Source organism: Paenibacillus sp. ov031 (assembly GCF_900143165.1).
GTDB lineage: Bacteria > Bacillota > Bacilli > Paenibacillales > Paenibacillaceae > Paenibacillus > Paenibacillus marchantiae.
In genome coordinates this window covers 2,680-28,726 of the sequence record NZ_FRDO01000001.1, presented here as the reverse complement: position 1 = coordinate 28,726, position 26,047 = coordinate 2,680, and the positions used below count along the sequence as shown (strand labels likewise).

Annotated in this window: 24 protein-coding genes, 1 tRNA gene and 1 pseudogene; 10 read left to right on the top strand and 16 right to left on the bottom strand. The window is 46.1% G+C overall.

Annotated features, from left to right (window positions below; genetic code table 11):
• Nucleotides 1-327 precede the first annotated feature (327 nt).
• Nucleotides 328-1,482 (bottom strand): sn-glycerol-1-phosphate dehydrogenase, encoded by a 1,155-nt coding sequence (locus BUA17_RS00135; protein WP_072732287.1) that lies wholly within the window; start codon nt 1,480-1,482, stop codon nt 328-330.
• 159 nt (nt 1,483-1,641) lie between these two features.
• Here BUA17_RS00135 and BUA17_RS00130 point away from each other — a divergent pair, with 159 nt between their 5' ends.
• Complete coding sequence (locus BUA17_RS00130; RefSeq protein ID WP_072732286.1) at nt 1,642-1,821, top strand: hypothetical protein; 180 nt, start codon at nt 1,642-1,644, stop codon at nt 1,819-1,821.
• 60 nt (nt 1,822-1,881) lie between these two features.
• Here the strand turns inward: BUA17_RS00130 and BUA17_RS00125 are convergent.
• Nucleotides 1,882-1,965 (bottom strand) — tRNA-Leu (locus BUA17_RS00125).
• 234 nt (nt 1,966-2,199) lie between these two features.
• Here BUA17_RS00125 and BUA17_RS00120 point away from each other — a divergent pair.
• The 4 genes from BUA17_RS00120 (at nt 2,200) to BUA17_RS00105 (ending at nt 5,440) form a co-directional block, all read left to right on the top strand.
• Nucleotides 2,200-3,387, top strand: coding sequence for an adenosylhomocysteinase (locus tag BUA17_RS00120; RefSeq protein ID WP_083584528.1), 1,188 nt, complete (start codon nt 2,200-2,202; stop codon nt 3,385-3,387).
• A 40-nt stretch (nt 3,388-3,427) separates the two neighbouring features.
• On the top strand, nt 3,428-4,420 hold the full coding sequence (locus BUA17_RS00115; protein ID WP_072732285.1) for a Gfo/Idh/MocA family protein: 993 nt from the start codon (nt 3,428-3,430) through the stop codon (nt 4,418-4,420).
• Between the two features lie 57 nt (nt 4,421-4,477).
• Nucleotides 4,478-4,873, top strand: coding sequence for a DoxX family protein (locus tag BUA17_RS00110; RefSeq protein WP_063564911.1), 396 nt, complete (start codon nt 4,478-4,480; stop codon nt 4,871-4,873).
• Between the two features lie 207 nt (nt 4,874-5,080).
• Nucleotides 5,081-5,440: a winged helix-turn-helix transcriptional regulator gene (locus tag BUA17_RS00105; protein WP_063564912.1), complete on the top strand. Its 360-nt coding sequence runs from the start codon at nt 5,081-5,083 to the stop codon at nt 5,438-5,440.
• A 77-nt stretch (nt 5,441-5,517) separates the two neighbouring features.
• Here the strand turns inward: BUA17_RS00105 and BUA17_RS00100 are convergent, their stop codons facing one another.
• The 5 genes from BUA17_RS00100 to BUA17_RS00080 form a co-directional block, all read right to left on the bottom strand.
• On the bottom strand, nt 5,518-7,134 hold the full coding sequence (locus BUA17_RS00100) for a sensor domain-containing diguanylate cyclase (protein WP_063564913.1): 1,617 nt from the start codon (nt 7,132-7,134) through the stop codon (nt 5,518-5,520).
• Nucleotides 7,135-7,314: 180 nt separating this feature from the next.
• Complete coding sequence (locus BUA17_RS00095; RefSeq protein ID WP_072732284.1) at nt 7,315-8,064, bottom strand: spermidine synthase; 750 nt, start codon at nt 8,062-8,064, stop codon at nt 7,315-7,317.
• Between the two features lie 103 nt (nt 8,065-8,167).
• Nucleotides 8,168-9,070, bottom strand: a complete 903-nt coding sequence (locus BUA17_RS00090) for a LysR family transcriptional regulator (protein WP_053783582.1) — start codon at nt 9,068-9,070, stop codon at nt 8,168-8,170.
• Between the two features lie 142 nt (nt 9,071-9,212).
• The gene (locus tag BUA17_RS00085; RefSeq protein ID WP_072732283.1) at nt 9,213-9,752 is read right to left on the bottom strand and encodes an SDR family oxidoreductase; all 540 of its coding nucleotides are present in this window, start codon (nt 9,750-9,752) and stop codon (nt 9,213-9,215) included.
• A gap of 26 nt (nt 9,753-9,778) precedes the next feature.
• A complete protein-coding gene (locus BUA17_RS00080; RefSeq protein WP_063564916.1) occupies nt 9,779-10,054 on the bottom strand; it encodes an Atu4866 domain-containing protein in 276 nt (91 codons plus the stop codon).
• Nucleotides 10,055-10,219: 165 nt separating this feature from the next.
• Between BUA17_RS00080 and BUA17_RS00075 the strand changes: the two genes are divergently transcribed.
• Nucleotides 10,220-11,152 carry an AraC family transcriptional regulator gene (locus BUA17_RS00075; RefSeq protein ID WP_139295593.1) on the top strand — a complete coding sequence of 311 codons (933 nt, stop codon included), beginning with the start codon at nt 10,220-10,222 and terminating at the stop codon, nt 11,150-11,152.
• A gap of 61 nt (nt 11,153-11,213) precedes the next feature.
• Here BUA17_RS00075 and BUA17_RS00070 read toward each other — a convergent pair whose 3' ends face one another.
• Nucleotides 11,214-11,651: a MerR family transcriptional regulator gene (locus BUA17_RS00070; protein WP_072732282.1), complete on the bottom strand. Its 438-nt coding sequence runs from the start codon at nt 11,649-11,651 to the stop codon at nt 11,214-11,216.
• Nucleotides 11,652-11,856: 205 nt separating this feature from the next.
• Between BUA17_RS00070 and BUA17_RS00065 the strand changes: the two genes are divergently transcribed.
• Nucleotides 11,857-12,741 (top strand): SDR family NAD(P)-dependent oxidoreductase, encoded by an 885-nt coding sequence (locus BUA17_RS00065; protein WP_072732281.1) that lies wholly within the window; start codon nt 11,857-11,859, stop codon nt 12,739-12,741.
• A gap of 97 nt (nt 12,742-12,838) precedes the next feature.
• On the opposite strand, the gene BUA17_RS00060 is transcribed toward BUA17_RS00065, so the two are convergent.
• Nucleotides 12,839-14,233: a DUF1254 domain-containing protein gene (locus BUA17_RS00060; protein WP_083584527.1), complete on the bottom strand. Its 1,395-nt coding sequence runs from the start codon at nt 14,231-14,233 to the stop codon at nt 12,839-12,841.
• A 152-nt stretch (nt 14,234-14,385) separates the two neighbouring features.
• Here BUA17_RS00060 and BUA17_RS00055 point away from each other — a divergent pair, with 152 nt between their 5' ends.
• Nucleotides 14,386-15,549, top strand: a complete 1,164-nt coding sequence (locus BUA17_RS00055; RefSeq protein ID WP_072732280.1) for an oxalate decarboxylase family bicupin — start codon at nt 14,386-14,388, stop codon at nt 15,547-15,549.
• 28 nt (nt 15,550-15,577) lie between these two features.
• Nucleotides 15,578-16,717, top strand: coding sequence for a zinc-dependent alcohol dehydrogenase (locus BUA17_RS00050; protein ID WP_072732279.1), 1,140 nt, complete (start codon nt 15,578-15,580; stop codon nt 16,715-16,717).
• A gap of 106 nt (nt 16,718-16,823) precedes the next feature.
• On the opposite strand, the gene BUA17_RS00045 is transcribed toward BUA17_RS00050, so the two are convergent.
• The 4 genes from BUA17_RS00045 to BUA17_RS00030 all read right to left on the bottom strand — a co-directional run bounded on the left by BUA17_RS00045 (nt 16,824) and on the right by BUA17_RS00030 (nt 21,597).
• Nucleotides 16,824-17,609, bottom strand: a complete 786-nt coding sequence (locus tag BUA17_RS00045) for a class I SAM-dependent methyltransferase (RefSeq protein ID WP_072732278.1) — start codon at nt 17,607-17,609, stop codon at nt 16,824-16,826.
• 197 nt (nt 17,610-17,806) lie between these two features.
• Nucleotides 17,807-19,801 carry a PTS fructose transporter subunit IIABC gene (locus BUA17_RS00040; protein ID WP_072732277.1) on the bottom strand — a complete coding sequence of 665 codons (1,995 nt, stop codon included), beginning with the start codon at nt 19,799-19,801 and terminating at the stop codon, nt 17,807-17,809.
• A gap of 135 nt (nt 19,802-19,936) precedes the next feature.
• The gene (gene pfkB / locus BUA17_RS00035; RefSeq protein WP_072732276.1) at nt 19,937-20,848 is read right to left on the bottom strand and encodes a 1-phosphofructokinase; all 912 of its coding nucleotides are present in this window, start codon (nt 20,846-20,848) and stop codon (nt 19,937-19,939) included.
• A gap of 2 nt (nt 20,849-20,850) precedes the next feature.
• Nucleotides 20,851-21,597: a DeoR/GlpR family DNA-binding transcription regulator gene (locus BUA17_RS00030; protein WP_063564923.1), complete on the bottom strand. Its 747-nt coding sequence runs from the start codon at nt 21,595-21,597 to the stop codon at nt 20,851-20,853.
• A gap of 262 nt (nt 21,598-21,859) precedes the next feature.
• Between BUA17_RS00030 and BUA17_RS00025 the strand changes: the two genes are divergently transcribed.
• A complete protein-coding gene (locus tag BUA17_RS00025; protein WP_063564924.1) occupies nt 21,860-22,543 on the top strand; it encodes a G1 family glutamic endopeptidase in 684 nt (227 codons plus the stop codon).
• Between the two features lie 114 nt (nt 22,544-22,657).
• On the opposite strand, the gene BUA17_RS00020 is transcribed toward BUA17_RS00025, so the two are convergent.
• The 3 genes and pseudogenes from BUA17_RS00020 to BUA17_RS30730 all read right to left on the bottom strand — a co-directional run.
• Entirely contained in the window at nt 22,658-23,107 is a 450-nt protein-coding gene (locus BUA17_RS00020; RefSeq protein ID WP_079694886.1) for a hypothetical protein, read from the bottom strand.
• Nucleotides 23,108-23,274: 167 nt separating this feature from the next.
• Complete coding sequence (locus BUA17_RS00015) at nt 23,275-24,702, bottom strand: FAD/NAD(P)-binding protein (protein ID WP_072732275.1); 1,428 nt, start codon at nt 24,700-24,702, stop codon at nt 23,275-23,277.
• 406 nt (nt 24,703-25,108) lie between these two features.
• Nucleotides 25,109-26,047: pseudogene (locus BUA17_RS30730) on the bottom strand (collagen-like protein); the annotation flags it as partial.

Genomic DNA, 26,047 nt, shown 5'->3' with positions numbered 1-26,047 from the left:
GTCGTTAGCTTCATTTTCATAATATATTTGTACGAACAATTTAACCCAACACTTTATATAAAGTATAAAAAAAGCCTGTCCCTTAAGGGAGTAGGCTTAATTCAAACTCTAATTCAGCTCGTATAACGTTTGGTTCGATCTATCCTTATTCGCTGTATGACTGTGTTTCCCAAAAATTCATGTGATTTGTTGCTATCGAATTAAGCACAAGCACCTCTAGCGCAAACAACAACACTTCCTTGTCTCGTACATTACAGGATCCACTCATAATTTGTACGTACAACCAAATGCATAAGATAACACTTGTTCATATTATTTTTCCCATCCTTATTTCGAACCCACGTTTAGAATCTCGTTGATATATTTCAGTCCCGTATAACGATCACGAAGCAAATGAGCTGTGTTGAAAGCATGTTCCACCATCTCCATGGATACACCTAGTTGTTCAGTCGTTGTAGGTCCCCCAACTTGCTCAAGCCAAGCTATAAGCTGAGATGCATCCGGCAGATTATTGTATACCTGGAATACCGGCTCGTCGGATTTTTGTGCAAGATCTTTGTATTTTATGGTAAGCAGTGCACAGGCCACTCCCACCTTGGCACCATGCAAAACAGGCTTGTGCCCTGACTCCATCAGATCCATCTCCCACCGATGAGACAGATGATGTTCTCCACCGGATGCCGGACGAGAATGATCAATGATTAGCATGGAAATGCCGGAAGCAATCAGCGCATCCATCAATACACTCACACCATCGGCCCGTCCTTCAGCGATCCCTTGTACATGCTCCACACAGGAAGTTAGTGCTTCTTCTGTCATGCGATAAGCTACGGGGCAGAACGGTTCTCCACCCAGATCCCTGGAAACCACCCAGTCCGCCAGTGATGTATATTTACCAAGCATATCTCCGAATCCGGCTGCATTCATCTCTTGGGGGGCTTGCTCCAAAATATCGATGTCCGCAAAAATAGCTTTAGGCGGTACCGCCTGGAACGTCTGTTTGACGCCGCTTACAATAAGAGGTGCACCCGCTGAGGTAAATCCGTCAACCGAAGCTGCTGTAGGCACTGACAGAAAGGGCTTGTTCATTTTGGAGCAAACAAATCGCACCAGATCATGAATGGTCCCTGAACCAGCAGCAATGATCGCCTGACTTTCTTGTTTCACACCGAGCAGTACCTGCACAATCCCACCCTCATCGGCGATCACGTCGCCTGCTTTGTTCTCTGGCATGCATATCTCATCCACATGAACGCCCGCTTCTCGGATGTTCTTTACCACCTCGTGTCCCGCTGCCGGACCTGTAAATCGATCATATACCACTGTTACATGTCTGTACCCTTGCTCGGACAAATAGCCAGGTAACCGCTGAATAGCTCCATGCTCCAGATAGACCTGCATTTGCACCAACCGATGATCATGCCCACAAGTACAATTTTGCGCTTCTTCGTTCCATACGGCAATTCGCTTGTTCATATTCATCCGTTTTTAACCTCCCTTAAGAAATATCATGCATAATTACATGGTTAAAACCACAAAATGAAAAAAGGAAATAAAATGTGAGTATTTTCCTGATCACACTTTACTTCCTGTATTAAAAATTTGCAAACCCCAAACTCACATTCCCAAGCAGGTGAACCTATGAAATTAACCAAAGAAATAGGAATTTCTCTCGGATTTCTCGCAGGAACGACATTTGGCAGCGGCATCGCCTTTTTGTTTCGCTTCCAGGCATATGAGGTGATGGCAAGTGTTGCGCTCTTTGGTATTACTGGAGCGATTGCAGGCCTATGTGTGCAACAATTCATTTTCAATAAATAAAAAAAACAAAAAAAGCTCGCGAATTGCCTTTAGAGCAATTTTGCGAGCTTTTTTCTTCGATGCGGTCGAGAGGACTCGAACCTCCACGGGGGTTAGCCCACACGGACCTGAACCGTGCGCGTCTGCCAATTCCGCCACGACCGCATAATATGTATCTTCTCATCATGGATGAAAAGTACTCCGGTCAAGCAATTTCTTGTTTTACCGTAATTAAGAGTATACATGCTCTGAAATAAGTTTGCAATACCTTTTTTCCAAGCTGCAATGAATAGGACATATGTCCTTTTTTAACCCCATCAAACTCCCTATCGTAGACATTAAGCAGATCAAGTGTCCTGTTGGACACGCTATACCTTGCATAGAAAAGGGGAGTTTTGCATGACGATCAAGAACACAACACATGAACGTATTGAAGAAGGAAAACGCAGCATTCACTGGACGGAAATGCATATGCCCCTGCTCGGGGAATTGAAATCCCATTTTGCCAAAGAGCTGCCTTTTGCTGGTTTAACCATCGGTATATGTATTCATGTAGAACCTAAAACAGCTGTATTATGCCGCACACTCCAAGCAGGTGGAGCCAACGTTGTATTGACTGGCAGCCCGGGTACAACCAAAGACGCCGTCGCAGCAGCTCTGCAAGAAGAAGGCATCACGGTATATGGTCAACGTGCGGACAGGCGCAATGAGCACCTGCAAAATATCCAAAGTGTACTTGGTCACCAACCCCATCTCCTCATGGATAATGGAGCTGATCTGGCGCGTACCTTCATTCAACAGTATGATACTAACTCTCTTATTGGTGGTACGGAGGAGACAACGACCGGGGCCAATCTGCTGCGTGAAGAGACGGGTGAGAACATTCCTTTCCCCATCATTGTTATTAATGATAGTCCACTCAAAAGAATCATGGAAAATGAACATGGTGTTGGACAGACCATTATTGAAGGTTTCATGCGTACTACAAACCTGATTCTGCCTACACGTCGTTTCGTCATCGTAGGTTATGGAACCTGTGGACGAGGCATCGCCAGATATTTGCGGAATCTGGGCAGTCAGGTCGTCGTTGTTGAAACCGATCCGATTGCTGGACTGGAAGCGGCGCTGGATGGGTTCAGAGTGGCACGATTGGAGGATACATTTGCATTTGCCCAAGTGTACATTACTGTCACTGGCCGTCCTAACGCCATTTTGAAGGAACATTTTAATCAAATGAATGATGGAACGATCCTCGCCAATGCCGGACATTTTTCTTGGGAGATGGATCTGGAAAGTCTCCGTCAGGAGGCGGAGCATACGGAACAACTGACAGCGGATATCGAACAATTTACATTAACCAACGGACGCCGACTCATGCTACTTACTCAAGGCGAGATGCTGAACCTGGCTGGTGGCAGCGGCAACCCTGCCGAAACGATGGATCTAGGCTTGTCCCTACAAGCCGCCTCCCTCCTATATCTTGTACAGCAACGCCAGCATCTCACCCTCGGACCACAGCCGGTTCCTCATAGCGTTAACAACACCATTGCCGGACAGATGCTGAAGCATTTAAGCTACAAAATCTAATCAGTGTGATTGGTGATCTGCATTTAAAGGAGAGGTTCACATGAAAAAAGCGAAACTTTGTTTTATCGGTGCAGGATTCCATGCATCCACGAATATATATCCTTCTGCTATTGAAGCAGGAGCAGACATTCAGGCCATCGCCACTCGCAGTATTGAACGGTCCGAGGCGGCTCTCCTTCGTTTTGGGAGCAGCGGGAAAGCCTATGACAATACTCAGCTGATGCTGCAGAATGAAGACTGTGACGGCGTCGTTGTTGTGGCGCAACCAGAGGATCAGACAGCACTTGCCCTTGAATGCATCCGGGCTGGCAAAAATGTATACGTGGATAAACCCCTCGGATGGAATGCTGTCGAAGCTGCTGCTGTGGCTGAAGCTGCCCAAAAGGCAGGTGTGGTTGTCATGGTTGGATTTATGAAACGATATGCTCCGGTCTACATGAAACTCAAGGAACTGATTGATGGTGGATCATTGGGCAGAGCACGTTCTTTCCAAATGAAATTCGCTGTAGACAGCACACCATTCTGCAAGGATGAGGAACAATTCATAAAGCTCGCTGCCATTCATATGGTCGATCTGATGCGTTTTCTGTTCGGGGAAGCCATACAGGTAACAGGCATAACGGTTAAGGACGGAGAACATATTAACCAGAGCATTTCCCTGAAATTTGATCATGGTGTGGTAGGCAGTGCCTACTTTGTTGGCATGAGTGCATGGTCACGCGAAAGCGAAAGTGTACTAGTCACCTTTGACTACGGATTTGCGTTAGCAGATGAGATTAATACACTTACGGTTCATCAATCTCGTACAGGGGATAACCTTCCCTGGAAATCCCTTGAGGAGCAGGATACTGTTTTCACTCCCTCCGGCTCTCCTATGTCAGGCGCTTATCGCGACCTCTACTTACGAGGATTTGTAGGGGAGATGGCTCATTTTATGGAATGCTGTCAGAACAAATCTGATCCACATTCCAGTGGTAAGGATAATATTGAAACCATGGCGTTATGTGATACCATTCTGGCGTCGTTGATCTGACATTCATACGATATAAGACCAATCATTTTATACAACTAGAGAAGAGGAAAGAAGCACATGTTAGACGCCGGATTACTTATCATTCGACTTGTTATTGGTTTCATTATGATGGGTCATGCATGCAAGAAACTGTTTGGCTGGTTTGGTGGAGAAGGCATATCAGGAACAGCCGAATTTTTCGGGGCGATTGGTCTGAGGCCCGCAAGAGTTATGGCTGTCTGTGGAGGCCTTATTGAGTTGATCGGCGGATTCCTGTTTGGAGCAGGTCTGTGGACTGGTTTTGCTGTCATTTTGCTCATCATCCCTATGGTTGTTGCCATAGCAAAAGTTCATGCAGGTAAAGGACTTTGGAATCTGAACGGAGGATTCGAGTACAATCTGGTTATGCTCGGATCACTGATCGGTGTTGCACTTGCGGGTGCAGGAGCTTACTCCCTGGACACTTTATTCTAATCAAGCCTTTCATTCCTGAGAACCTCGGTGTTTCGTGATAGGAAACCGGGGTTCTTTGTTGTTTTATCTTCATGCAGATGTATGGGATGGGGTTTATAATCCAAGGGAGAAGTGATATGCTCATAGATGAGTGATATGTACATTTATGTGCTGTAGTACTAAAATTGATACTATAAATAACCACCACGAACTGGAGGTGCAATTATAATGAGAAAAAACCCGGCCGATGGGTGCCCCTCGCCTTATGGCTGTTCCGTCGAAGTCACGCTGAGCGTCATTGGAGGCAAATGGAAAGGTGCGATTCTATATCACCTATTCTCCGGCTCGTTAAGATTCAACGAGATTAGAAAGTTATTCCCTGATATTACTCAGCGGATGTTAACTCTCCAATTAAGAGAGCTGGAAAGCAGCGGAATTGTTCACAGGGAAATCTATCCTCAGGTTCCACCCAAAGTGGAATATTCGCTTACACCGTTTGGAGAAACGCTCCAGCCGATTATTTACAGCATGCGAGACTGGGGAGAACAGTATACAAATGAAGTCCAGGCCAGATCACAAGATGTCTAAACAAAAGACAAAAGAAGCTATCCCTCTCTTAGATGGGATTAGCTTCTTTTGATTTCGAAATGAAAGATGAGTAAACCTTATTTTATGACCGTTTGAATGGTAATGGTCCGATTACGTCCCTCTTCCTTGGCTTGATATAACGCATTATCCGCCAAATGGAACAACTCTGTCGCCGTTGTGGAATGCAGTGGATATTCGGCAATGCCTGCCGAAATGGTCACAGAACGATCAATGGGTAATATACTTTGTTCCACCGATACACGGATATGCTCGGCAATCTGATACGCTGTTTTGGAATCCGTATGTCGCAATAACACAACAAACTCCTCCCCGCCAAACCGGGAACATATATCCTGCGTCCGAACTGACAGTTTAATGATATTCGCGATATGCTTCAGAACCTGATCCCCCGCATGATGCCCATACGTATCGTTTATGGATTTGAAGCGATCAATATCCAGTACCACAATGGAGAACGGAACTTCTTCATCAATCCACTGCTGAATGACTTCTTCAAATGTTCTACGATTGGTCATTCCGGTTAATACATCCGTTCTGGCATCATAAGTAAGTTGATCCTTCTGCTTGCGAAAATTCGCCAATGCAGTCAGCACGGTTCGTGTTAACAAATCCGCTTCCCTGTTCCAATGCGGCTTCATTACAGGCAGATCTACTTTACCCTGATCCACCTGGTTAACCAGGTCTGCAAGATAAACAAATGGACTGGCCAGCTTGCGCGCTACACGAATAACGATAAGTGTCAGAATGATAAACGGAATTGAAGTGTACAGCAGCAACATGCGAATATGTTGATTCAGCTGATCGTATACCATCTGGGTTGGAGATACAACGACAACTCCCCAATCTGTTGTCGGGACCTTATAATAACCTGCGAGTGAATCTACACCCGCCAGATTCTTATATTGTTCTTTGCCCGTCTGGTCGTTAAGCAATTTCTGCACCACTTGATTTTTGCTTAGATTTTCACCGATTCTTTCCGTATCCGGGTGAAACAACAACGTTCCGTTGGCATCCACAATATAAAAATAAGAGCCATTACTGGTCCTCAGTTGGCTGCCAAATGACAGATTCAAAATGTTATTTTCCTGTAGATAGATGCTCCCACTAATTAAACCTTTGAATTCACCTGATGGACTGAAGATCGGTTCACTCACAAAAACGACTCTGCGTTCCGAATAAGGTGCACGATACGCTTCGGATATATAGGAAGACCTCGATTTAAACGCATTTTTCGCTGCATTAGAAGTTATAGGCTGTCCGAGGCTTTTTTCCAAATAAGGAGATGAACCCCGGATTATTCCCGATTCATCTATCAGAGAAACCGAATTGAAATAATTACTGCTGTTTCGAATCAAATCCAGTGTGGGATCTAGTTTTTTGGCGTCTGCATAGTCTATATCCGGAAAATAGTTGGCTGAATACTTCAAACTGCCCTGCATGGATTGAAACAACGAGTCCAGTGTTTGGCTCATCTGCACGGCACTCGAATAATTAAGTGAGAGCGTATTATCAATCAGCGATTGCTTCTGGGATGTATAAGACGAAATAAACATAATGGTCAATGTCATCAAAACGGCAATGGTGACCAATCCACTCAACAGAGCGGTAAGGCTGATTTTTTTGATCTCCCTTACTTTTCTTCTTAATCTGGATGTTTTATTCTTTGCGATCATTATTGCTTCCCCCGGTTTTTCATGAAAAGGCATATTCCTTCTATCTTATATGAAAGTTGTTAAGAAGAAATAAATAGTTTGTGAAGTTCGAATAATTACATAGTAAGATTGACGATTTAATGACAATTGATAACATGATATGACACTTTTCTTCGAAATCATCTGTAACTGTATTTGAGATTAAGATTCATTTGAATCCACAATAACATATCCCTCGCCAGGCTGCTGTTCTACAAACCCAGCCATATGACGCGTTTGAAATGAAATCGGTCCGTCACAACCGACCAAAATACGATTTTGGACTTCATCCGTTGTTTCAGCTGGCAATGCAAATGAGCGCGTATAAGCGAAGTGTTCCTGTAACGTGGTATGAATCGCATTCACCAGTCTGTCATACCCCGCACGCCCAAATACATTCAGCAATACGATACCACCAGAATGCAATTTGTCTTTTAGCATCGTGAAAAATGAGCTTGAAGTAAACTGTGCAGGTGTTCCCGCAGCCGTAAAAGCATCTACAATAATATAATGGTATGAGCCTGATGCCTCCTGCTCCAATAGTTCACGACCGTCACCAACCAACACATGATCTCCACGATATCCAAAGAAAGTTCTGCTGAGCTCAATGACTTCCGCATCGAGTTCAGCGACTTTTAGTTGACGGTTAGACAAGTAGCTTGATAGGGTTCCGATGCCGTGTCCAATTATAAAAACCGATTCATAATCGGGATTATTTCGTTCAATCAGGTGAACCATCGCCCTTGGATACTCCAGCACCATTCGGGATGGCTCGTCCAGATCCATTGCCCCCTGAACTGCTGCATTGGAGAATTCTAGCACACGAAATCGGCCCTTATCTCCATAAAGCTTGGATGTATCATATATCGTCAACTCATGCTGTTCACTCTTATTTCGGTATAAAACTCGCACTGACCGTTCTCCCTTCGTACTTTTACGCAATGATTATAAGTATAAGTGTGTTTCTAAAAAAAAACCGACTCCGCTGGAACGGAAACGGTTTTCCCATGACCATTTAGGATTGAATCGCCTCATGCAGAGCCTGGACATACTCCACGCCCAGATTGGAAAGCGAAGCATTCTTATGGCTGATCCAGCCAACATTAATGGTCTCTTCACACTCCAGCGGGACGGGGATAATCTCATTCCCATTCAGGTCGGCACTAAGCACACCTGTTGAGATGGTGTATCCGTTCAAACCGATCAGCAGATTAAACAGCGTGGCTCGGTCGTTAACCTGTATGCTTTTGGGATGAGAAAGCGTGCTCAGGATCTCCTCTGAAAAATGGAAGGAGTTATACTCCCCCTGGTCAAAGGACAGGTAAGGATAATCCTGAAGCTGTTCAATCGCAACCGATTCCTGCTTCGCCAGCGGATTTTGCACACTGATAAAAATATGCGGCTTGGCAACAAACAGACTGTTGAACACCAGCCCCGCATCCTTAAGCAATTTGTTAATTACCTTGGAATTGAATTCATTCAGATATAGTATGCCAATTTCGCTGCGCAGGCTTTTTACATCCTGGATAATCTCATACGTTTTCGTTTCCCGCAGAGCCAGTTCATATTCATCCTGTCCATACTGCTGCACCAGCTTCACGAAGGCATTTACTGCAAACGCATAGTGCTGTGTGGAGACGGAAAAATGTTGCGGAGACGGCTTCGCGTTCAAATAACGATTCTCCAGTAATTCCGCCTGCTCCACTACCTGGCGTGCATAACTTAGAAATTCCACGCCTTCTTTGGACAAGGTTATCCCTTTATTCGTGCGTTCAAAAATGGTAATTCGCAGCTCCTGCTCCAGATCCCGGATGGCATTCGACAGGCTGGGCTGGGAAATAAACAGCCGCTTGGCGGCTTCATTCATCGAGCCACGCGTGGCGACTTCAATCACATATTTTAGCTGTTGCAGCGTCAATGTATTATTCCCCTCTCTCTGGTGCGTTACTTGATCATACTATACCATATTGCAACCCAGACGAGCTCTCTTTCAGGGTATAAAAAGACGCCCCCAACCCGTACATATGGTTGTGGACATCTTTAGTGTCTTACTGCGAGATTTAAGCCATGCTTGCTGTGGGTCTCACCACGATTTCATTCACATCCACCACAGCCGGCTGGTTGATCGCGTACAGAATACTCTGAGCAATAGCCGTGGCCGGAATGGATATGCGCCGATAATCTTTCATAAGCTCGCGTGCTTCATCATCAGAGATGGATTCGGCAAGTTCGGATTCAGTCACACCTGGCGATACAAGGGTCACGCGGACATCTGCGCCTACCTCCTGGCGCAGACCCTCCGAGATCGCACGGACTGCGTATTTGGTTGCACAATATACCGCGGCTGTTGGTGTCACGGCATAAGCTCCGATGGAGGCGATATTAATAAACTGGCCGGAACCCTGTTCTTTCATAACAGGCAGCCCAACTGCAATGCCGTGTAGAACACCGCGAATGTTAACATCAATCATACGATTCCACTCGTCCACTTTTAGTGCTTCAAGGGGTGATAGCGGCATGACTCCCGCATACGCCGTTGCCTCCCCAATTCCGCTGCTTGCACCAGTGATCACAACGACTTTCCCTTTTACATTAGACATGTTGATTTCTCTCCCTATTAGATAATTTATTGTGCATTTTCTCTGTACAAAATCATGCCCGCATGATAAAGCACGCCGTCCTTAAAGTCTCCATCTGCGGTAAAGCCAGTATCATCGACATATTCAATATGGTCTCCATCGACTACATATCGTCCTTGATATGCACTTTGCCTATTTCCCCGTGCTTCATCATAGCGACCGTCAGGGAGAAGCTCATGCCTGATGTACCCATCCTTCGTCACCCACATCCCAACATATGGGTGCTTCACTTCTTGTCTATCTCCTGATCTATTGCCTACCATATTTCCACGACACTCCTTTCTATTGCCAACAGATTCAATTGTTTGCCTTCATTATGTAAGGGATCAGTCTATGTGCGATAGAAGAATCCCACAGTATTCTTGCCTATTCCTCCAGCACATTCTAAAATAGTTAAACGAGTACGAGGAAAGGAGGGCCAGCAATCCATGCTTTCAAAAATGGAACAGGATACAGCTATTATTCAGCAGCAGCAGGAATTGGCTCGCTTAATCGGCCGTTTCACCCACGAAGACGGGATTCATCTAACAACAATTTCTTCGCTTGCTTTGATCCGTGCTTCCCAGGTTTCAGAACCCATTCATGCCGTACACGAACCCGCCCTGTGCATTGTGGCCCAAGGGTCCAAACTGGTTATTCTCGGACAAGAGAGCTACACCTATGACTCTTCACAGTATTTGGTTGCTTCCATAAACTTGCCTATTTCAGGGCAAGTTGTACAGGCTACGACAGAACATCCCTATCTCTGTCTGCGACTTGATTTTGATTCAGGTCAGATTTTTGATTTTATTCAGGATTCTCCCTCTACACAAACCAAACCCGACAATTCAACACGTCGTGGATTGTTTGTAAGTTCAACCAAACTTCCGCTTCTGGAAGCCGTAATCCGATTGGTTCGACTGCTGGATACACCTGAAGACATTCCCGTACTTGCACCGCTTATGATCCGCGAGGTTCTATATCGACTGATTCAGGATGAACATGGACACTCCATCAGGCAGTTTTCAGTTCAGAACAGTCATGCACAGCACATCGCTCAAGTCATTGATTTGATCCAATCAGAATACGCCCATCCACTGCGAATCGAACAATTGGCTTCCACGATTAACATGAGTACGTCCTCATTGCATTATCATTTCAAAGCCATTACCGCCATGAGCCCACTGCAATATCAAAAACAGATTCGATTGCAGGAGGCACGGCGAATGCTGCTTGCAGGTTCAACCGATGCAGCCGATGCTGCATTCCAGGTTGGGTACGAGAGTCCTTCCCAATTCAGTCGGGAGTACGCTCGCATGTATGGTCTTCCTCCCAAAAGTGATATCAAGCGCCTTCGCCATACACTCCATATCGACTGCTAAATATAAGCCAAAAAACCACGTCATAATGACGTGGTTTTTTTGTTCCGCTGGCTAGCAGCGCTCAGGAGAAGATGTTCTTCTTTTCAAATACAGACATCTGATTCTCCCCGGTAATCGGGCACTCATCCGGAAACATGCTACGCTTCTCCATCTTCTCATCGATAAAATCAACGATCTGCTGCAAGGATGCAATCTGGGCTTCAATCTTTTTCCGATGGTTCAGCAGCATTTCACGCTCATCCGGGAAATCTTCAAGGTCCGAATCCATCGACATCTGTAGATAAGGCTTCATCTCCTCCAGAGACATGCCTGTTTTTTTCAAACAAGTAATAAGCTTCATTGTCTGGATGTCCTCCGGACGGTATACCCGATGGCGATTGGCCTTGCGTTCAGCCCGGGGAAGAAGTCCAATCTTCTCATAATAACGAATGGTGTCTTCCGATAGCCCGGCCTGTTCTGACGTCTCTTTAATGGAGAACACTTCAGTATCATTCATCATCGTCGACCTCCTCCGCCTTCATTGATCTCTATCTTACAACTTGGAGTCAGCTCCAAGTCAAGGTTGTTATGCGTTTATAGATACCGCATCCAAAAAATTAAAATATAAACCAACAGCACGCTTGACTTGGAGTCGACTCCAAATTGTAGAATGAGCGCATTAGACAGATTGGCCCTGTCACACCATTCACTCAGGAGGTATTTATATGAATTCAAACCATACACGTCGTACAGCCCTAATTACAGGATCAACTTCGGGAATCGGTCTTGAACTGACCGGCACCTTGTTAGCGGAAGGCTGGCAAGTTATCGGCCTTAACCGTTCCGCTTTTCCGAAGGAAGACAGTGACATTCAGGACGGATTGCGCTCCGGTCAGCTCCGTTGGGTTCAAGCTAATCTTACTCAGTACGATAATCTGAGAAAAGCACTGAATCAAATTAAATCCGAAACGGATACCATCGATGTGTTGTTCAATAATGCCGGGGGCAGCGGTTACGATCTTCGTTTGTCCGATCAGGGACATGAAATGCACTTTGAATTACAGACCGTGGTGCCGTACATCATTTACATGGAACTACAGGATCTTCTTCACAAAAGCACCTTGAAAACCGTTATTAATACATCCACCAGTGCGTTCAATATGGTTAAACAGTTTAACCTGGACATCCTGGAACATCCAGCCGAGTTCAAAAAACTGTTCGGTCCTTATGCGACTTCAAAGCTCGCACTGTCTTTATGGACACGCGAAGCTGCTTCTACCCCTGCGGCTAAAGGAATTCGGTTACTCAGTGTGGACCCCGGGGGCAACAATACACTTAGAGGTAATAAAACATCTGGACTGCCCTTTTATATCAAACCAATCATGAAGCTGTTCTTCCCACATCCAAGTCACGGAGCTTCTCTGCTTTATAATGCTGCCATTGCGCAAACCAAACTTACATCCGGTACGTTCCTGATGAAAAACAAACCCGCCCATCTTCGTTTTACGGATCAAGGCTCGGCAATTTTGAACAGAGTACATGAAATTTATGAGCATGAATTTTTGCAGCTTGACTCCAAGACCGATCCCGTAAGCAAAAAAAGTGTCTGAGCTTTCTTCAAAAAGACGGGACCGAGCGTATCGGTCACGTCTTTTTGTTGTTCCTTTGGATTCATTTTACTCCTTACATGTATGGTATCCAGGCTTCTTATTGTATCCGAGCGACCGGAGGTACTTCATATTCCCCTTCCAGCATGGATGGTTTCGGAGCAAACATCCTTAGCACCAAATTGAAGTCTCCTGGTGGTGCAGGAAGCCAATTCGATTCCTTCCCTTCAGGAGCAGACTGCTGAATATAAAGGTCCAGTGAACCATCAGGATTGTACAGCAAACCTTTCGTCAAATCCCCAATCGAATATCTGCCAATGGCATTATCGACCAGATAAAAATTCGAACCATACAGGGTGAGAGACCAAAATCCGGTCACCTGCGGAAGATCATTCTTGTTAAAATGCAACACATAACGTTGCTTGCCATGTAGCTTTTCCCCATTTTGATCTACAAATGCACGTGCATATAGCTCTTCCTCCGGGACATTGGCGCCCAAACCGGAATACGCAACGACAGCTCGCAGCAGAAATTGGGTACCATAGGTTCCAATATCATGGCCGATATACCATCCATTGGTGGTCGGAATCGACTTGACTGAATTTGCAATAATACGTTGCGCATCCTTTGCGGCACGCAACAGTCCGGCTTTCGTGGCAGCATTCAGATCAGCTGGTTCAAATCCCTTGGCAGGATCAATGCCGATTAGCTTGAACTGATCCAGCAGAACTGCATCACAGGCGGGCGGAGGATTTTGCCGAATCTGTTCCGTCATGATTTTATAGAAAACGAACGGATCGTTCTTCATGGAAGACATCTGATTCGAAGACGAACCGTCTGTTATACCACTGGAAGGATTACTGGTTGGCGTTGACAGGGTGAATTGTTTCTCGAAAGCAACTGCACGATTCAGATCCTCTTTACCATTCACTTGCACACGTCCGAGCAGCCAAACGATTGGCGTTGGGGCATGGATGGACGCTTTGTTGATATCACTGCTTCTACCGGGTCCAACGATGGTGAACTGCCATGCCTTGTTTTCTGTCGTACGATTGGACACATTCCTGAACGTATTGGTATACGCATCGAGCATTTGAACGGTGTAATAACGGTCATCCGTGTTAGCCGGAACGTTCAGTATCACCGGGCCTTTGGAGAGATCCAGCCAGGCACTAAAATAAAGTGTATTGCTATTAGGAGTTACAATATCGTGATATTGCGGAGAAGCCAGCATGCCGGAGTAATAAAACTGATTGAGTGGGGCTCTTGTTTTCAGAGCCATCTGTCTCGTTTGTTCCATAACTACCAGCGGATAGCCGTATATGTAAGCCTGAACCCCAAGCGAATAAGCCAACTGTTCCTGTGAAGAAGCTACATTGTCTTTCCTTATGTCATCCGGACTGGCCAGAACCTCCAGTGGCCTCGCAGCGATTGAAGAAGCGACAGTCCCAACAATGAAACAGATGTAAAGCAATAACCTGAAACGTTTACGCATTCCTCTCACCACCTATCGTGAATTTTCACGTTATTTTCCACTTCGCCAACGCAGATTATTCCCGTCCCTCATAATTGCCAGGCTCTGGTTCATAATCTTCACTATACCGACATCTGTCATGGGACGAAGTGATGAACTGGAGGAATCTGCATATGAAAAATGAAAACAACAACAATGGCAAGCCATTAATTATACCGCAGCCGATACGAAAAGACGGTGCCGGAGGTCCGGATCTGGGGCCTCGGGATGTGATGAGAGATCTACAAAATCCGGATATGCTGATACCTCCGGTAACCGACAACGGCTTATTACCCAACCTGAGAATGTCTTTTTCCGATACACATATGCAGTTGAACCATGGCGGCTGGTCCCGCGAAATTACGGTACGGGATCTGCCCATCGCTACGACACTAGCTGGTGTGAATATGAGCCTTACACCTGGAGGTGTACGGGAGTTACACTGGCATCAGCAATCGGAATGGGCGTATATGATCTGGGGTACGGCACGAATTACGTCCGTGGATCAGCAAGGTCGTAATTTTATTGCAGATGTGGGGCCGGGAGATCTGTGGTTTTTCCCAAAAGGTCTGCCCCATTCCATTCAGGGCTTGGCCGATGGATGTGAGTTTTTGCTTGTATTTGATGATGGGTCCTTCTCCGATCTGAATACATTATCCATCTCTGATTGGTTTGCGCATACGCCACCGGAAGTGTTGTCCGTCAATTTTGGCATACCCGAATCCGCGTTCCAATCCATGCCAACAGAACAGGTTTACATTTTTCAGGATCAGGTCCCTGGTTCCCTCTCAAGCCAGGAAGTGCAGTCCCCCTATGGCACGGTTCCGCTCTCCTTCAAACATCGGCTATTAGCTCAGAAACCGATCGTTACACCGGGAGGCAGTGTGCGCATTGTGGACTCCACTAACTTTCCGATCTCAACAACCGTTGCCGCAGCACTCGTGGAAATCAAGCCTGGAGGTATGCGCGAACTTCACTGGCATCCCAATGCGGATGAATGGCAATACTATTTGACCGGGCAAGGAAGAATGACGGTTTTTGGAGGGAATGGCATTGCACGCACATTCGACTATCGGGCTGGAGATGTTGGATACGTTCCTGTAGCCATGGGGCATTATATTCAGAATACGGGCACCGATACGTTATGGTTTTTGGAGATGTTTAGAAGTGACCGCTTTGAGGATATCTCCCTGAATCAATGGATGGCATTAACCCCGGAAGAGCTAGTGCATGACAACCTGAACGCTTCCCCCGAACTGCTCCATTCGTTGCGTAAAGAAAAGTGGCCTGTTGTTTAATAGGAATACATCTAGGAGGAATATGAAGATGAAAGCTGTTACTTTTCAAGGAACCAAGGATATTCAAGTCAAAGAGGTGGAAGATCCACGATTGCAGCAAAAGGATGACATCATCGTGCGTATTACTTCTACAGCCATATGTGGATCAGATCTTCATATTTATCAGGGAGCTCTGCCAGCCCAGAAGGATTATGTCATCGGCCATGAGCCGATGGGCATTGTTGAGGAAGTAGGACCTGAAGTGACGCGAGTAAAAAAAGGAGATCGTGTGGTGTTGCCTTTTAACATCTCCTGCGGCGAATGCTTTTATTGCAATCACGACATGGAGAGCCAGTGCGATAACTCAAACCGCAATCCGGAGGTTCATACCGGAGGTTATTTTGGCTTCACGGAACGATACGGAAATTATCCGGGCGGTCAGGCTGAATTTTTGCGTGTTCCTTATGGGAATTTCATGCCCTTTGTGATTCCCGAATCATGTGAGCTCGAGGATGAAGCCCTGTTATTCTTGTCCGATGTGCTCCCTACTGCGTACTGGAGTGTTGAGAACGCCGGCGTGAAGCCGGGAGACACTGTAACTGTGCTTGGCAGCGGGCCGATTGGCCTGATGGCACAAAAATTCGCCTGGATGAAAGGTGCCAAGCGAGTCATTGCTGTGGATCGTCTTCCGTATCGACTGGACAAAGCCAAACGAATGAATAATTCCGAAGTATTTAATTTTGAAGATTACGATGATATGGGTGAACATATTCGCGAAATAACCCAAGGCGGAGCGGATGTTGTCATCGACTGTGTAGGCATGGATGGCAAGAAATCCACTTTGGAGGAAATTGGACAGAAGCTGAAAATTCAAGGCGGTACATTAAGTGCAATTGAGATCGGTATCAAGGCTGTGCGCAAATTCGGGACGATGCAACTGACGGGTGTTTATGGCTCGACCTATAACATGTTCCCCCTAGGCAATCTGTTTGAACGAAACATCAACCTGAGAATGGGACAAGCCCCTGTTATTCACTATATGCCGGAGCTTTTCCGCAAAATCACGGCTGGCGAATTCGACCCTACCGAGATCATCTCTCACCGCATTGCGCTGGAGAATGCGAAGGAAGCTTACCGGATTTTCTACGAACACGAAGACGAGTGTACCAAAGTTATACTGAAACCTTGATTATGTGACGACGATCTAAAAAGGCAGATGTCCCTTATGCGGGCCCTCTGCCTTTTTTGATTTTGCTTTTGCCCACTTAAACGAATTAATTAATGATGGCGAAACCTTATTTTCCTTTTACCGCCTGAATATATACACTCTCTCCTTTGAAGCTGACGAGTCTGCCAGGCTGTGCCACTTCAAAATTGAAATACTTCTTAATTACAGATGGCGCGCTCAGCATGCTTGCTTCAAGCTCTCTACTTTCCGGCTCCGGAAGTCCAGCCCTGTTGCACCAGTCTTCAAATATAAAGTGTTTCTCAAAGGAAACCATCGTTTCCATTCGAAATCCGGCAAGCTCCAACATCCGTATCCATTCCGTCTTACGCCATGCCCGAACATGACTTCCATCACGCCACTTCTCGATTTCATTGTAAAATTGGTCATTCTCATCATGTTCAGGTGCCACATTATCAATTAATAACAGTCTGCCACCAGGTTTCATTACTCGAAGCGCCTCTGATACAAAGGAAGGTACGTCTGGAAAATGGTGTGCAGCAATGCGACAGGTCACAAGGTCAAAGAAATCATCATCGAAAGGGACGTGTTCAGCATCTCCTGCAACAAAATCCACATTCTGGTGCCCATTTCCCCGGATAAAATGTTCAGCCACTTGTAACATCTCATCCGTTAAATCCAATGCGATAACCTGCTCCACAAGCGGAGCTAATGCATTGGCAACATGTCCTCCGCCAGTGGCAATATCCAGCACCTTCATATCCAAGCTTGCTTGAGATGAAGCCACAAGCAATGCCAGATCATCCCCTTTGGCATGACCGGCACTAGTCACATATTTCTCCGCATTTTTCGCAAATTGTTTGCGTACCTGTCCTTTAATCTGATCATTAGACATGCTGTTCCCTCCTTATAGTTTCATTAGATGAAACGTTGTTTCATTAATTAGATAATATTTATCTTATCACAGAATGACCTGCAGCGAAATAAAAAAGCATCTCCCCAGTGAATTTCACTGAGGAGATGCCATCTTATTTTAAATAATCTATGAGATAGAGATTGTTTATAACTTTTAGGGAAACTTTACCCTTTGACTTATTTCACAACGGTCGGCGATTTTTTCCACAGTCCGAGAATCAGACCGGAGATTACTGCACCGATTGCTACAGCAAGCAGGAAGAGTAATGCGTGATTCGCCAGTGCCGCAACGAAGATTCCGCCATGCGGAGCAGGTACGTTAATGCTCCACAGTTGAGTCAGTCCACCTGCAACAGCAGAACCGAGAATACAGGAAGTCAGAACACGCAGCGGGTCAGCCGCAGCAAATGGAATGGCGCCTTCCGTGATGAAGGAAAATCCGAGCACGTAATTCGTCAAACCTGATTTGCGTTCTTGCTCCGTAAATTTGGATTTGAAGAACGTTGTAGCGAGTGCAATCGCCAGCGGCGGTACCATACCGCCTGCCATAACAGCTGCCATCCAAGCACCATCTGTATTTCCGCTGGATGTGAATACACCGATAGCAAATGTATAAGCCGCTTTGTTAAACGGTCCACCCATATCGATGGACATCATGCCGCCAAGCAGCAAGCCAAGCAATACAGCATTTCCAGTACCCAGGTTTCCAAGTGCATCTACAAGCCATGTGTTAAGAGAACCGAAGATTGGATCAAAGACATAGAAACTTATTGCACCAACGATAAGCAATCCGAACACAGGATACAGCAGGATTGGTTTCAATCCGTCAATTGCTTTAGGCAGTCCTTTAAACAGTTTGCGCAGACCAATTACAACGTAACCTGCCAGGAAACCGGCAGCCAGACCACCAAGGAAACCAGCGTTCGAATTCACAGCCATCAATCCACCGACCATACCAGGCATCAGGGCCGGACGATCACCAATACTCATCGCAATAAATCCGGCAAGGACAGGAATCAGGAAGTGGAACGCACCGGTCCCGCCACCAATGGTCTGCAACAATTGCACAATAGGATTGTCCGGACTCGCAATTTGTTCAAACAAGAAGGATATGGCGAGCAAAATCCCGCCACCTACAACAAATGGAAGCATATGCGAGATCCCATTCATCAAATCTTTATAAATCTTGCTGCCCATGCTCAATTTGCCTTGGCTTTCTCCTTCACCCTTCCCACCGTTGCCGCCTTGGCTTCGGTAGATCGGAGCGTCCCCGTTAACTGCTTTGCGAATCAGTTCTTCGGATTTGCGAATGCCATCGCTTACGGGTCTTTGTAATACCGGTTTGCCATCAAAGCGGGCCATTTCCACATTTTTATCTGCCGCAATGATAACCCCTTTGGCACGAGCGATTTCATCAGCTGTCAGTACGTTCTGTGCTCCTTCGGAACCGTTGGTCTCTACTCGGATATTAATGCCCATTTCCTGTGCTTTCTTTTTGAGAGCGTCTTCAGCCATGAACGTGTGAGCAATACCTGTTGGGCAAGCGGTTACTGCAACGACAAAATCTTCAGATGCCGCATCACCAACAATAAGGCCTGATGTATTCTGCTCCTGTCCATTCGCATTGCCCGCGCCAGATACAGCGTTTGTTCCATTTGCAGCATTTGCTGCTTTCTCCGCTTCGGCTTTTTCTTTGGCAGCTTTTTTCTCCGCTTCTTCCGCCTGTTTGGCATCGAATAATGCAGTCACTTCTTCAGGAGTGTCCGTGCTCATTAGCTGCGAGATGAAATCGCTATCAATCAACAGCCTGGAAAGAGCCGCAAGTGTACGAAGATGTGTATTGGCCGCCCCCTCTGGAGCTGCAATCATGAAGAATATATGAGCCGGTTCATCATCAAGCGCTTCAAAATCAAGTCCTTTCCGACTCTTGGCAAATACAACTGTTGGTTCATTTACTGCTGTTGTTTTGGCATGAGGCATGGCAATACCGCCACCAATCCCCGTGCTGGATTCCGCTTCGCGTTTATAAATCATTTCCTTAAACAGAACCGGATCATTAATACGTCCGCTACGGTTTATACTTGCAATGAGTTCATCAATAGCCTCTTCTTTCGTCGTGGCTTGCAGGTCCATGATCATCGTTTCCTGGATCATCAGGTCTGTTATTCTCATTTGGTACACTCCCTTAAATTCAGTCAGCCTGCGTGATACAGACCGACTTATAATTGTACTTCTTACGCTGTTATCTGCTATTAACTGAATCCCCTATTCTAAAAAGGGGCCTGTATTCCATTCATTTTGTACGGACTATATTTTGGTTATGGTGACTTGAGTACGCAGCTCTTCGATGAGTTCACGTGTCGCCAGATCATCTGAGAAAGCCGTTGCACTACCCGAAGCCACACCCGTTCGGAACGCTTCAAGCAGGTCTTCGTTTAATCCAAATGTACCTACGAATCCACCGATCATGGAATCTCCAGCACCAACCGAGTTTTTCACGACACCTTTTGGAACACTCGCATGGTAGACATCTGTTTTGGTAATCAACAGCGCTCCTTCTCCTGCCATGGAGATCAACACATGTTTGGCACCTGCTTCCAAAAGCTTGCGACCATAGGTCACCAGTTCCTCTTGAGTGTCGATGGTTACTCCGAAAAGTTCAGCTAGTTCGTAATGGTTCGGCTTCACCAGCAGCGGTTCATGTACCAAAGCATCCATTAAAGCGGGTCCTGTCGTGTCGATTACAAATTCGGCACTCGTTTGTTTGCACACGTTGATCAGACGATCGTAGAACTCAGCTCCCAGTGAAGGTGGTACACTTCCCGAAAGAATGACGATATCTCCTTTTTGCAATGCGGATAACTTGTTAAGCAACCCCGCTGCTTCCTCTGGTCGAATGGCTGGTCCCAGTCCGTTAATCTCTGTCTCTTCCCCATGCTTCAGCTTGATGTTAATTCGGGTATCATCTGCGATGGTAACGAAGTCCGTCAGAATCTTGTCTTCCTGCAATTTGTCATTAATGAAACGGCCTGTGAACCCGCCCAGAAATCCGAGTGCAGTGTTTTTGGCTCCCAGTTGATTAAGCACTCGCGATACGTTAATGCCTTTGCCTCCAGGAAGTTTCAGGTCCCGATTCATACGATTCAAATCACCAAGCTTCAGATCATCCACTTCCACGATGTAATCAATGGAAGGATTAAGTGTTACGGTATATATCATGGCTATCCCTCAATTATTTTAGTTTTCTGGGCGATTACAGAGCGCCAGTGTTCCGGCATACGTTCTGTGATCAAGTCTGCCTCCTCAAGGTCAAACAGTTTGGCAAAAGTAATTTCCCCAATTTTGCTGGAATCAGCCAGCACGTAAGATTTCCCGGACAATTGATGTGCACGTCTTTTAATCAAGGCTTCCTCCGGATCGGGAGTTGTATACCCCATTTCGGCATCCACTCCGTTGGTTCCGATAAAACATTTATCAAAACGGAAGTTGTCCATGTTCTGTAATGCGATACTGCCAATCACGGCTTTGGTGTGGATTTTCATCATTCCGCCAAGCAGATAGCTGCGTATTCGTTTACTTACCAGCGCTTCTACATGAGAAAGTCCGTTCGTCACTACCGTAACGTCCTTGGCCTCAATATAGGCAATCATGGCTAATGTCGTCGTCCCTGCATCCAGATAGATACATTCACCATTGTTGATTTCCTGCGCAGCTAAACGAGCAATCGCCGTTTTCTGTTGAATGTTTTTGAACGTTTTTTCTTCCATACCGGGTTCCGGCGTCTTTTCATTCACTAGAGCAGCACCACCATGTATGCGTTTCAGCATCTGACGACTCTCCAGATCAATCAAATCGCGCCGTATCGTTGACTCAGAAGCACCCAGCACATCGACGAGCTCTTGTAGTTTCACAATGCCTCTTTCGTGTAAGCGCTCTATAATTGCAGCATATCGTTCTTCAGTTAGCATTTTCATTCCTCCAACTGCTTTTATAGTAACATAAAATCCTCAAAAAACAATCATTTTCATTCAAATTAATTTAAAAACATTCAAAAACCATCAACATTCGACATTTTATAGACATCAAACATCGCATTCAACCCTAAATATCGTTCAAAATCATTCAAACCTTATTTCTTTCTCAGATTGTCCATGTCCTCTTTCGTCTTCCATGCATTTGATAATATCGAACGAATGATTTCGTCTCTATTTTCACATGGGAGGTGGCCGTATGGCGAATAATCGAAACAAACGCCGAAAACCCTGTATACCTCATACAGGCAAAACAAATTCTTCACTACGCTTCGGGTGGATTTCCTCCAACTGGAGTGGTTATGCCCGAGCGGGTGACAAAGCTGAATTCAGACGTATCTCGGCTGAATGGAACGTGCCCTTTGTTTTACCATCGTCCAAGTCCTCATACTCCTCAGCCTGGATCGGAATTGATGGATACGAGAATTCCAATCTCATTCAGACTGGAACAGGCCATGATTGGGTTAACGGCCAAGCTAGTTATTATGCCTGGTGGGAAATTCTTCCGGACGTTGAAACGATCATCCCTTTTCCTGTATCACCGGGAGATCGGATGAGAGCGGCCATTTACAGAATCAATCGAACTCGCTGGTGTATCACACTTCATAACCTGACCCAAAATTGGACTTTCCGCACCGTTCAGCAATATGCAGGCCAGCAATCATCCGCGGAATGGATTGTAGAAGCTCCATCATTGGGAAACACCATCTCCCGGATGGCAAAAATCACGCCTGTCACCTTCAAGTGTTGTCGCCTGAACGGTCGCTGCCCCGGCTTCATCGTCAAAGAGAAAGGCATCATGATTCAGCAAAAACAGGTTGTTTCCATTCCAGGAACACCGGGACCAAGCGGAGACTCTTTTGTCGTGAAACGAAACGGCTGAGACTTCTTCGTAGACAGTTCGTTAATGAAAAAAACTGCAATGTGCCGTATTCGGCGTACCATTGCAGAATGGATATTCGGTCATTATGGAATTGACACGAGTCTCTTTTTTCAATTATAGAAATAGCTCAGCCCTGTCAGGTTTGGGTTTTACCCAATTTCCTTCTTCATTAATAAATGCACCCTTGAAACGCCCCATCTCCAATTTCTCTACTAGCTTCATCTCATCCAGTACCAGAATTTCAGACAACTGCTGCAAACTATAAAAATCACTTGGATCATAATCCAGCAGGATTGGAACAGCCATGTCGTACAGTTCTTTAATTAGATTCTCCAATGAATGACGGCCGAGGTTATCCATGGTTTGGAAATACTTCAGATCATGGGACACCAGATTGCGGAACGATTTATCTTTCAAGTTCATCCACAGCGTATTACACGCCTGAACACTCATATAGTTCTGCTCTACATCATAATATTGGATCTCTTCAATCTTCATATACTTTTCCTGAAAAGCTACAATTTTGATCAAGGGTTCATTTCGTTTGCGTGACGCTTTCTTCAAATGGGTTCTGAACCCCTCATAATCCATGATTCTCACAATAATCTATCGCCTGCCTTAACGCTGTATAATTCGATATTTTACAGCATTATATAAGCACCCGTAAATGTAACTTTAGAAAAAGGAAAACCGTACAGCATCTTACCCCGCTGTACGGTTATTTTGAATACTCAGATTCCAACTTCACTCTTCACCCAACTCGCAGTAAATTCCTGTTCGTTATACTTAAAAAATTGCTCCAAGATCTGTTCCCGGTCATCTAGGAAAAGCTGGTCGGCTACAGCTGAAACCAACTTTGGCACAGCATTCTTTGTCCCCGATATTGCTGAGGCGGACAGGCCGCAACTTGCAAGTGCAGAGTAGTTAAAGACAAACAACCCACGCAGCTTATCCTGCCCCTCCTCGTCTCTGCCGGTCATTGCAAACCCGGGACTAAGGTAGGGATGTGCGTCAAGCAGTGCATTCCTCTGTACCGTCGGAGCTTGAAAACGGTCTGCCCAGCGTGCAATATGTGCCTCCACCATTCTGAGCTCGGGACGCAGTGACGGATTACTCACCATCCCCGTACTTATGACCAGAAAATCAAAGGAGTGCTGTCCCTGTGGCGTAGTCACTACCGCTTTCCCATCCTTCATCTGTATATCCAGCCAAGGTGCTTGAAGATGTAATTGGAAGCCTGGCCATGCAGCGGCTCGGTTGAAGGTATCGTTGGTTGGTGGCTGATTGTATTTGAAAAAATGGGAAATGGTCGCATACTTATCCTCGTCCGACAAAACGTGAAACCGTTCGATCATACCGGATTGTTCCATCTGACGTATCGGGTTAATGCTCGGCAATTGTTCCCGCCGCACAAATACGTGGGCCTCAGCCACACCTGTGGCTAGTGCAAAGTTGGCATTATCAAAGGCTGAAGCTCCGCCGCCAAGTATGGCAATCCTTTTTCCTCGTAACCGTTCAAAATCAATCAGCTCCGACGTATGAGCGTAAAGATGCCTAGGTACTTTCTCAGCGATCATCGGTGGTACATGCCACTCTCCACCACCCTGGATGCCCGTAGCCAAGACAACCTTTCGTGCCAGCAACATATTACTTGGAGCCCCTGCACCCGTAATGTGCAGCCGGTGTAAGCCTCCATCTGCAGGTTCAATCAGTCTCAGTTTTACTTCATTCATGACAGGCAGATTAAGCACTTGCCTGTACCAGCGCAGATAGTTCATCCATTCGCTGCGCGGAATTTTATCAACCGCATCCCATCCGGAGGAGCCTGATTGAGCCTCCCACCATGCTCGAAACGTCAGCGAAGGAATACCGAGATCAATGGAAGTCAGGTGTTTTGGTGTACGTAACGTGACCATACGCGCGTAAGTTTCCCAAGGTCCCTCCAACCCTGCGGCATTTTCATCAATGACCAGGATGTTGGATATCCGCTCACGCAGGAATCCAAAAGCAGCCCCCAAACCGCTCTGCCCACCACCTACAATAACGACATCATAGATATGGCCTTCGTCATGTTCGCGTGGGCGAATCCAATCCGCACCTCCATATGCGAGATAAGCCAGATCATCTTGTACTCGTTGGTTTAATGTTTCAAGGCTCATCATTCATCAACCCTTTCAACGTCCACTCGTATGCTGCTACGAACCGCTCGTTTAATGTTATGTTTGTGTAATAATTTGTTTTGTGGATGGATATTCTGTAAGTTCAAAGCAGCCTAATTCCTTTACCATATGGATAAGGACGTCGATTCCGTCTCAATCCCTTACATCATTTTCATTAGGATTATTATATGAGTTAGGGTCATTTTTTTGAATATCACGACAGATTTCTTGTCATCAGACCTAAAAATATCTAACATGCTTGTTAACCATAACGAAACCAAATTTTAACGACTTCGTCCTGTATGTAAAAAAACAGATCAGGTTGGATATTAACGATAGATTCAACCCGGATCTGTTTTCGTGTTGTCTTATTTTTAAATAGGTGGGGTGCTGAAGAATTAATACCTCATGTCAATTCGTGTACTGACCATACAATACCGTTCGTTGCTCCAATCCCCAAGTTCAGAGTAATCGTTAATCCATTCGCTGCGTAAAACAACCCAATCACATCGCCTGCATTCAGCGTAACCTGCGCCGCTAGCGTTACGGCTCCACTACCAAGAACTGCCCGCAACGTAAGTAGCGTTACGCTGATATTCAGGATTGGCAATAGTCCATTGACCAATGTAGTCGTAGTGGGGGAGGTTCTTTGCACCAGAAACGCTGGATTGACCCCAGCACCCAATGAGATGGCGATTGCGGCAGTTGTAGAAAAATTGATTGTTGCCACAATCGAGTAGGTCCCCGTATTCGGCGCCGTGTAATTGCCTGTAGTTGCATTAAAATTTGCATTACCATAGTAAGGACTTGCTGTACTCCAGTTGGTTAACTGTGCACTGGTTGTTGTTGATAGGTTAGCCAAAAATGCAGAAAATCCTTGTGCAGCTAGATTGGGCCCTGATGCACCCGTAGCCCCTGTGGCTCCCGTGGATCCAGTAACTCCAGTAGCCCCGGTAGCCCCAGTTGCGCCTGTTGTTCCCGTTCCCGTTGCTCCTGTCGCACCAGTTGCACTCGTTACACCCGTTGAACCCGTCGCGCCAGTGGCTCCGGTTCCGGTTGCGCCCGTCACACCTGTTACCCCAGTAGATCCTGTCGCGCCAGTGGATCCGGTTATACCTGTTCCCGTTGCACCTGTCACTCCGGTTACACCAGTAAATCCTGTGGCGCCGGTTGTTCCCGTTGTTCCCGTTCCCGTGGCTCCTGTCGCACCTGTTTCACCCGTAAGTCCTGTTGCTCCGGTAGCTCCAGTCGTTCCTGTTCCCGTTGCACCTGTCACACCAGTTACACCAGTAGGCCCCGTTGCACCTGTGGCTCCAGTTGTTCCTGTTCCGGTTGCGCCTGTCAC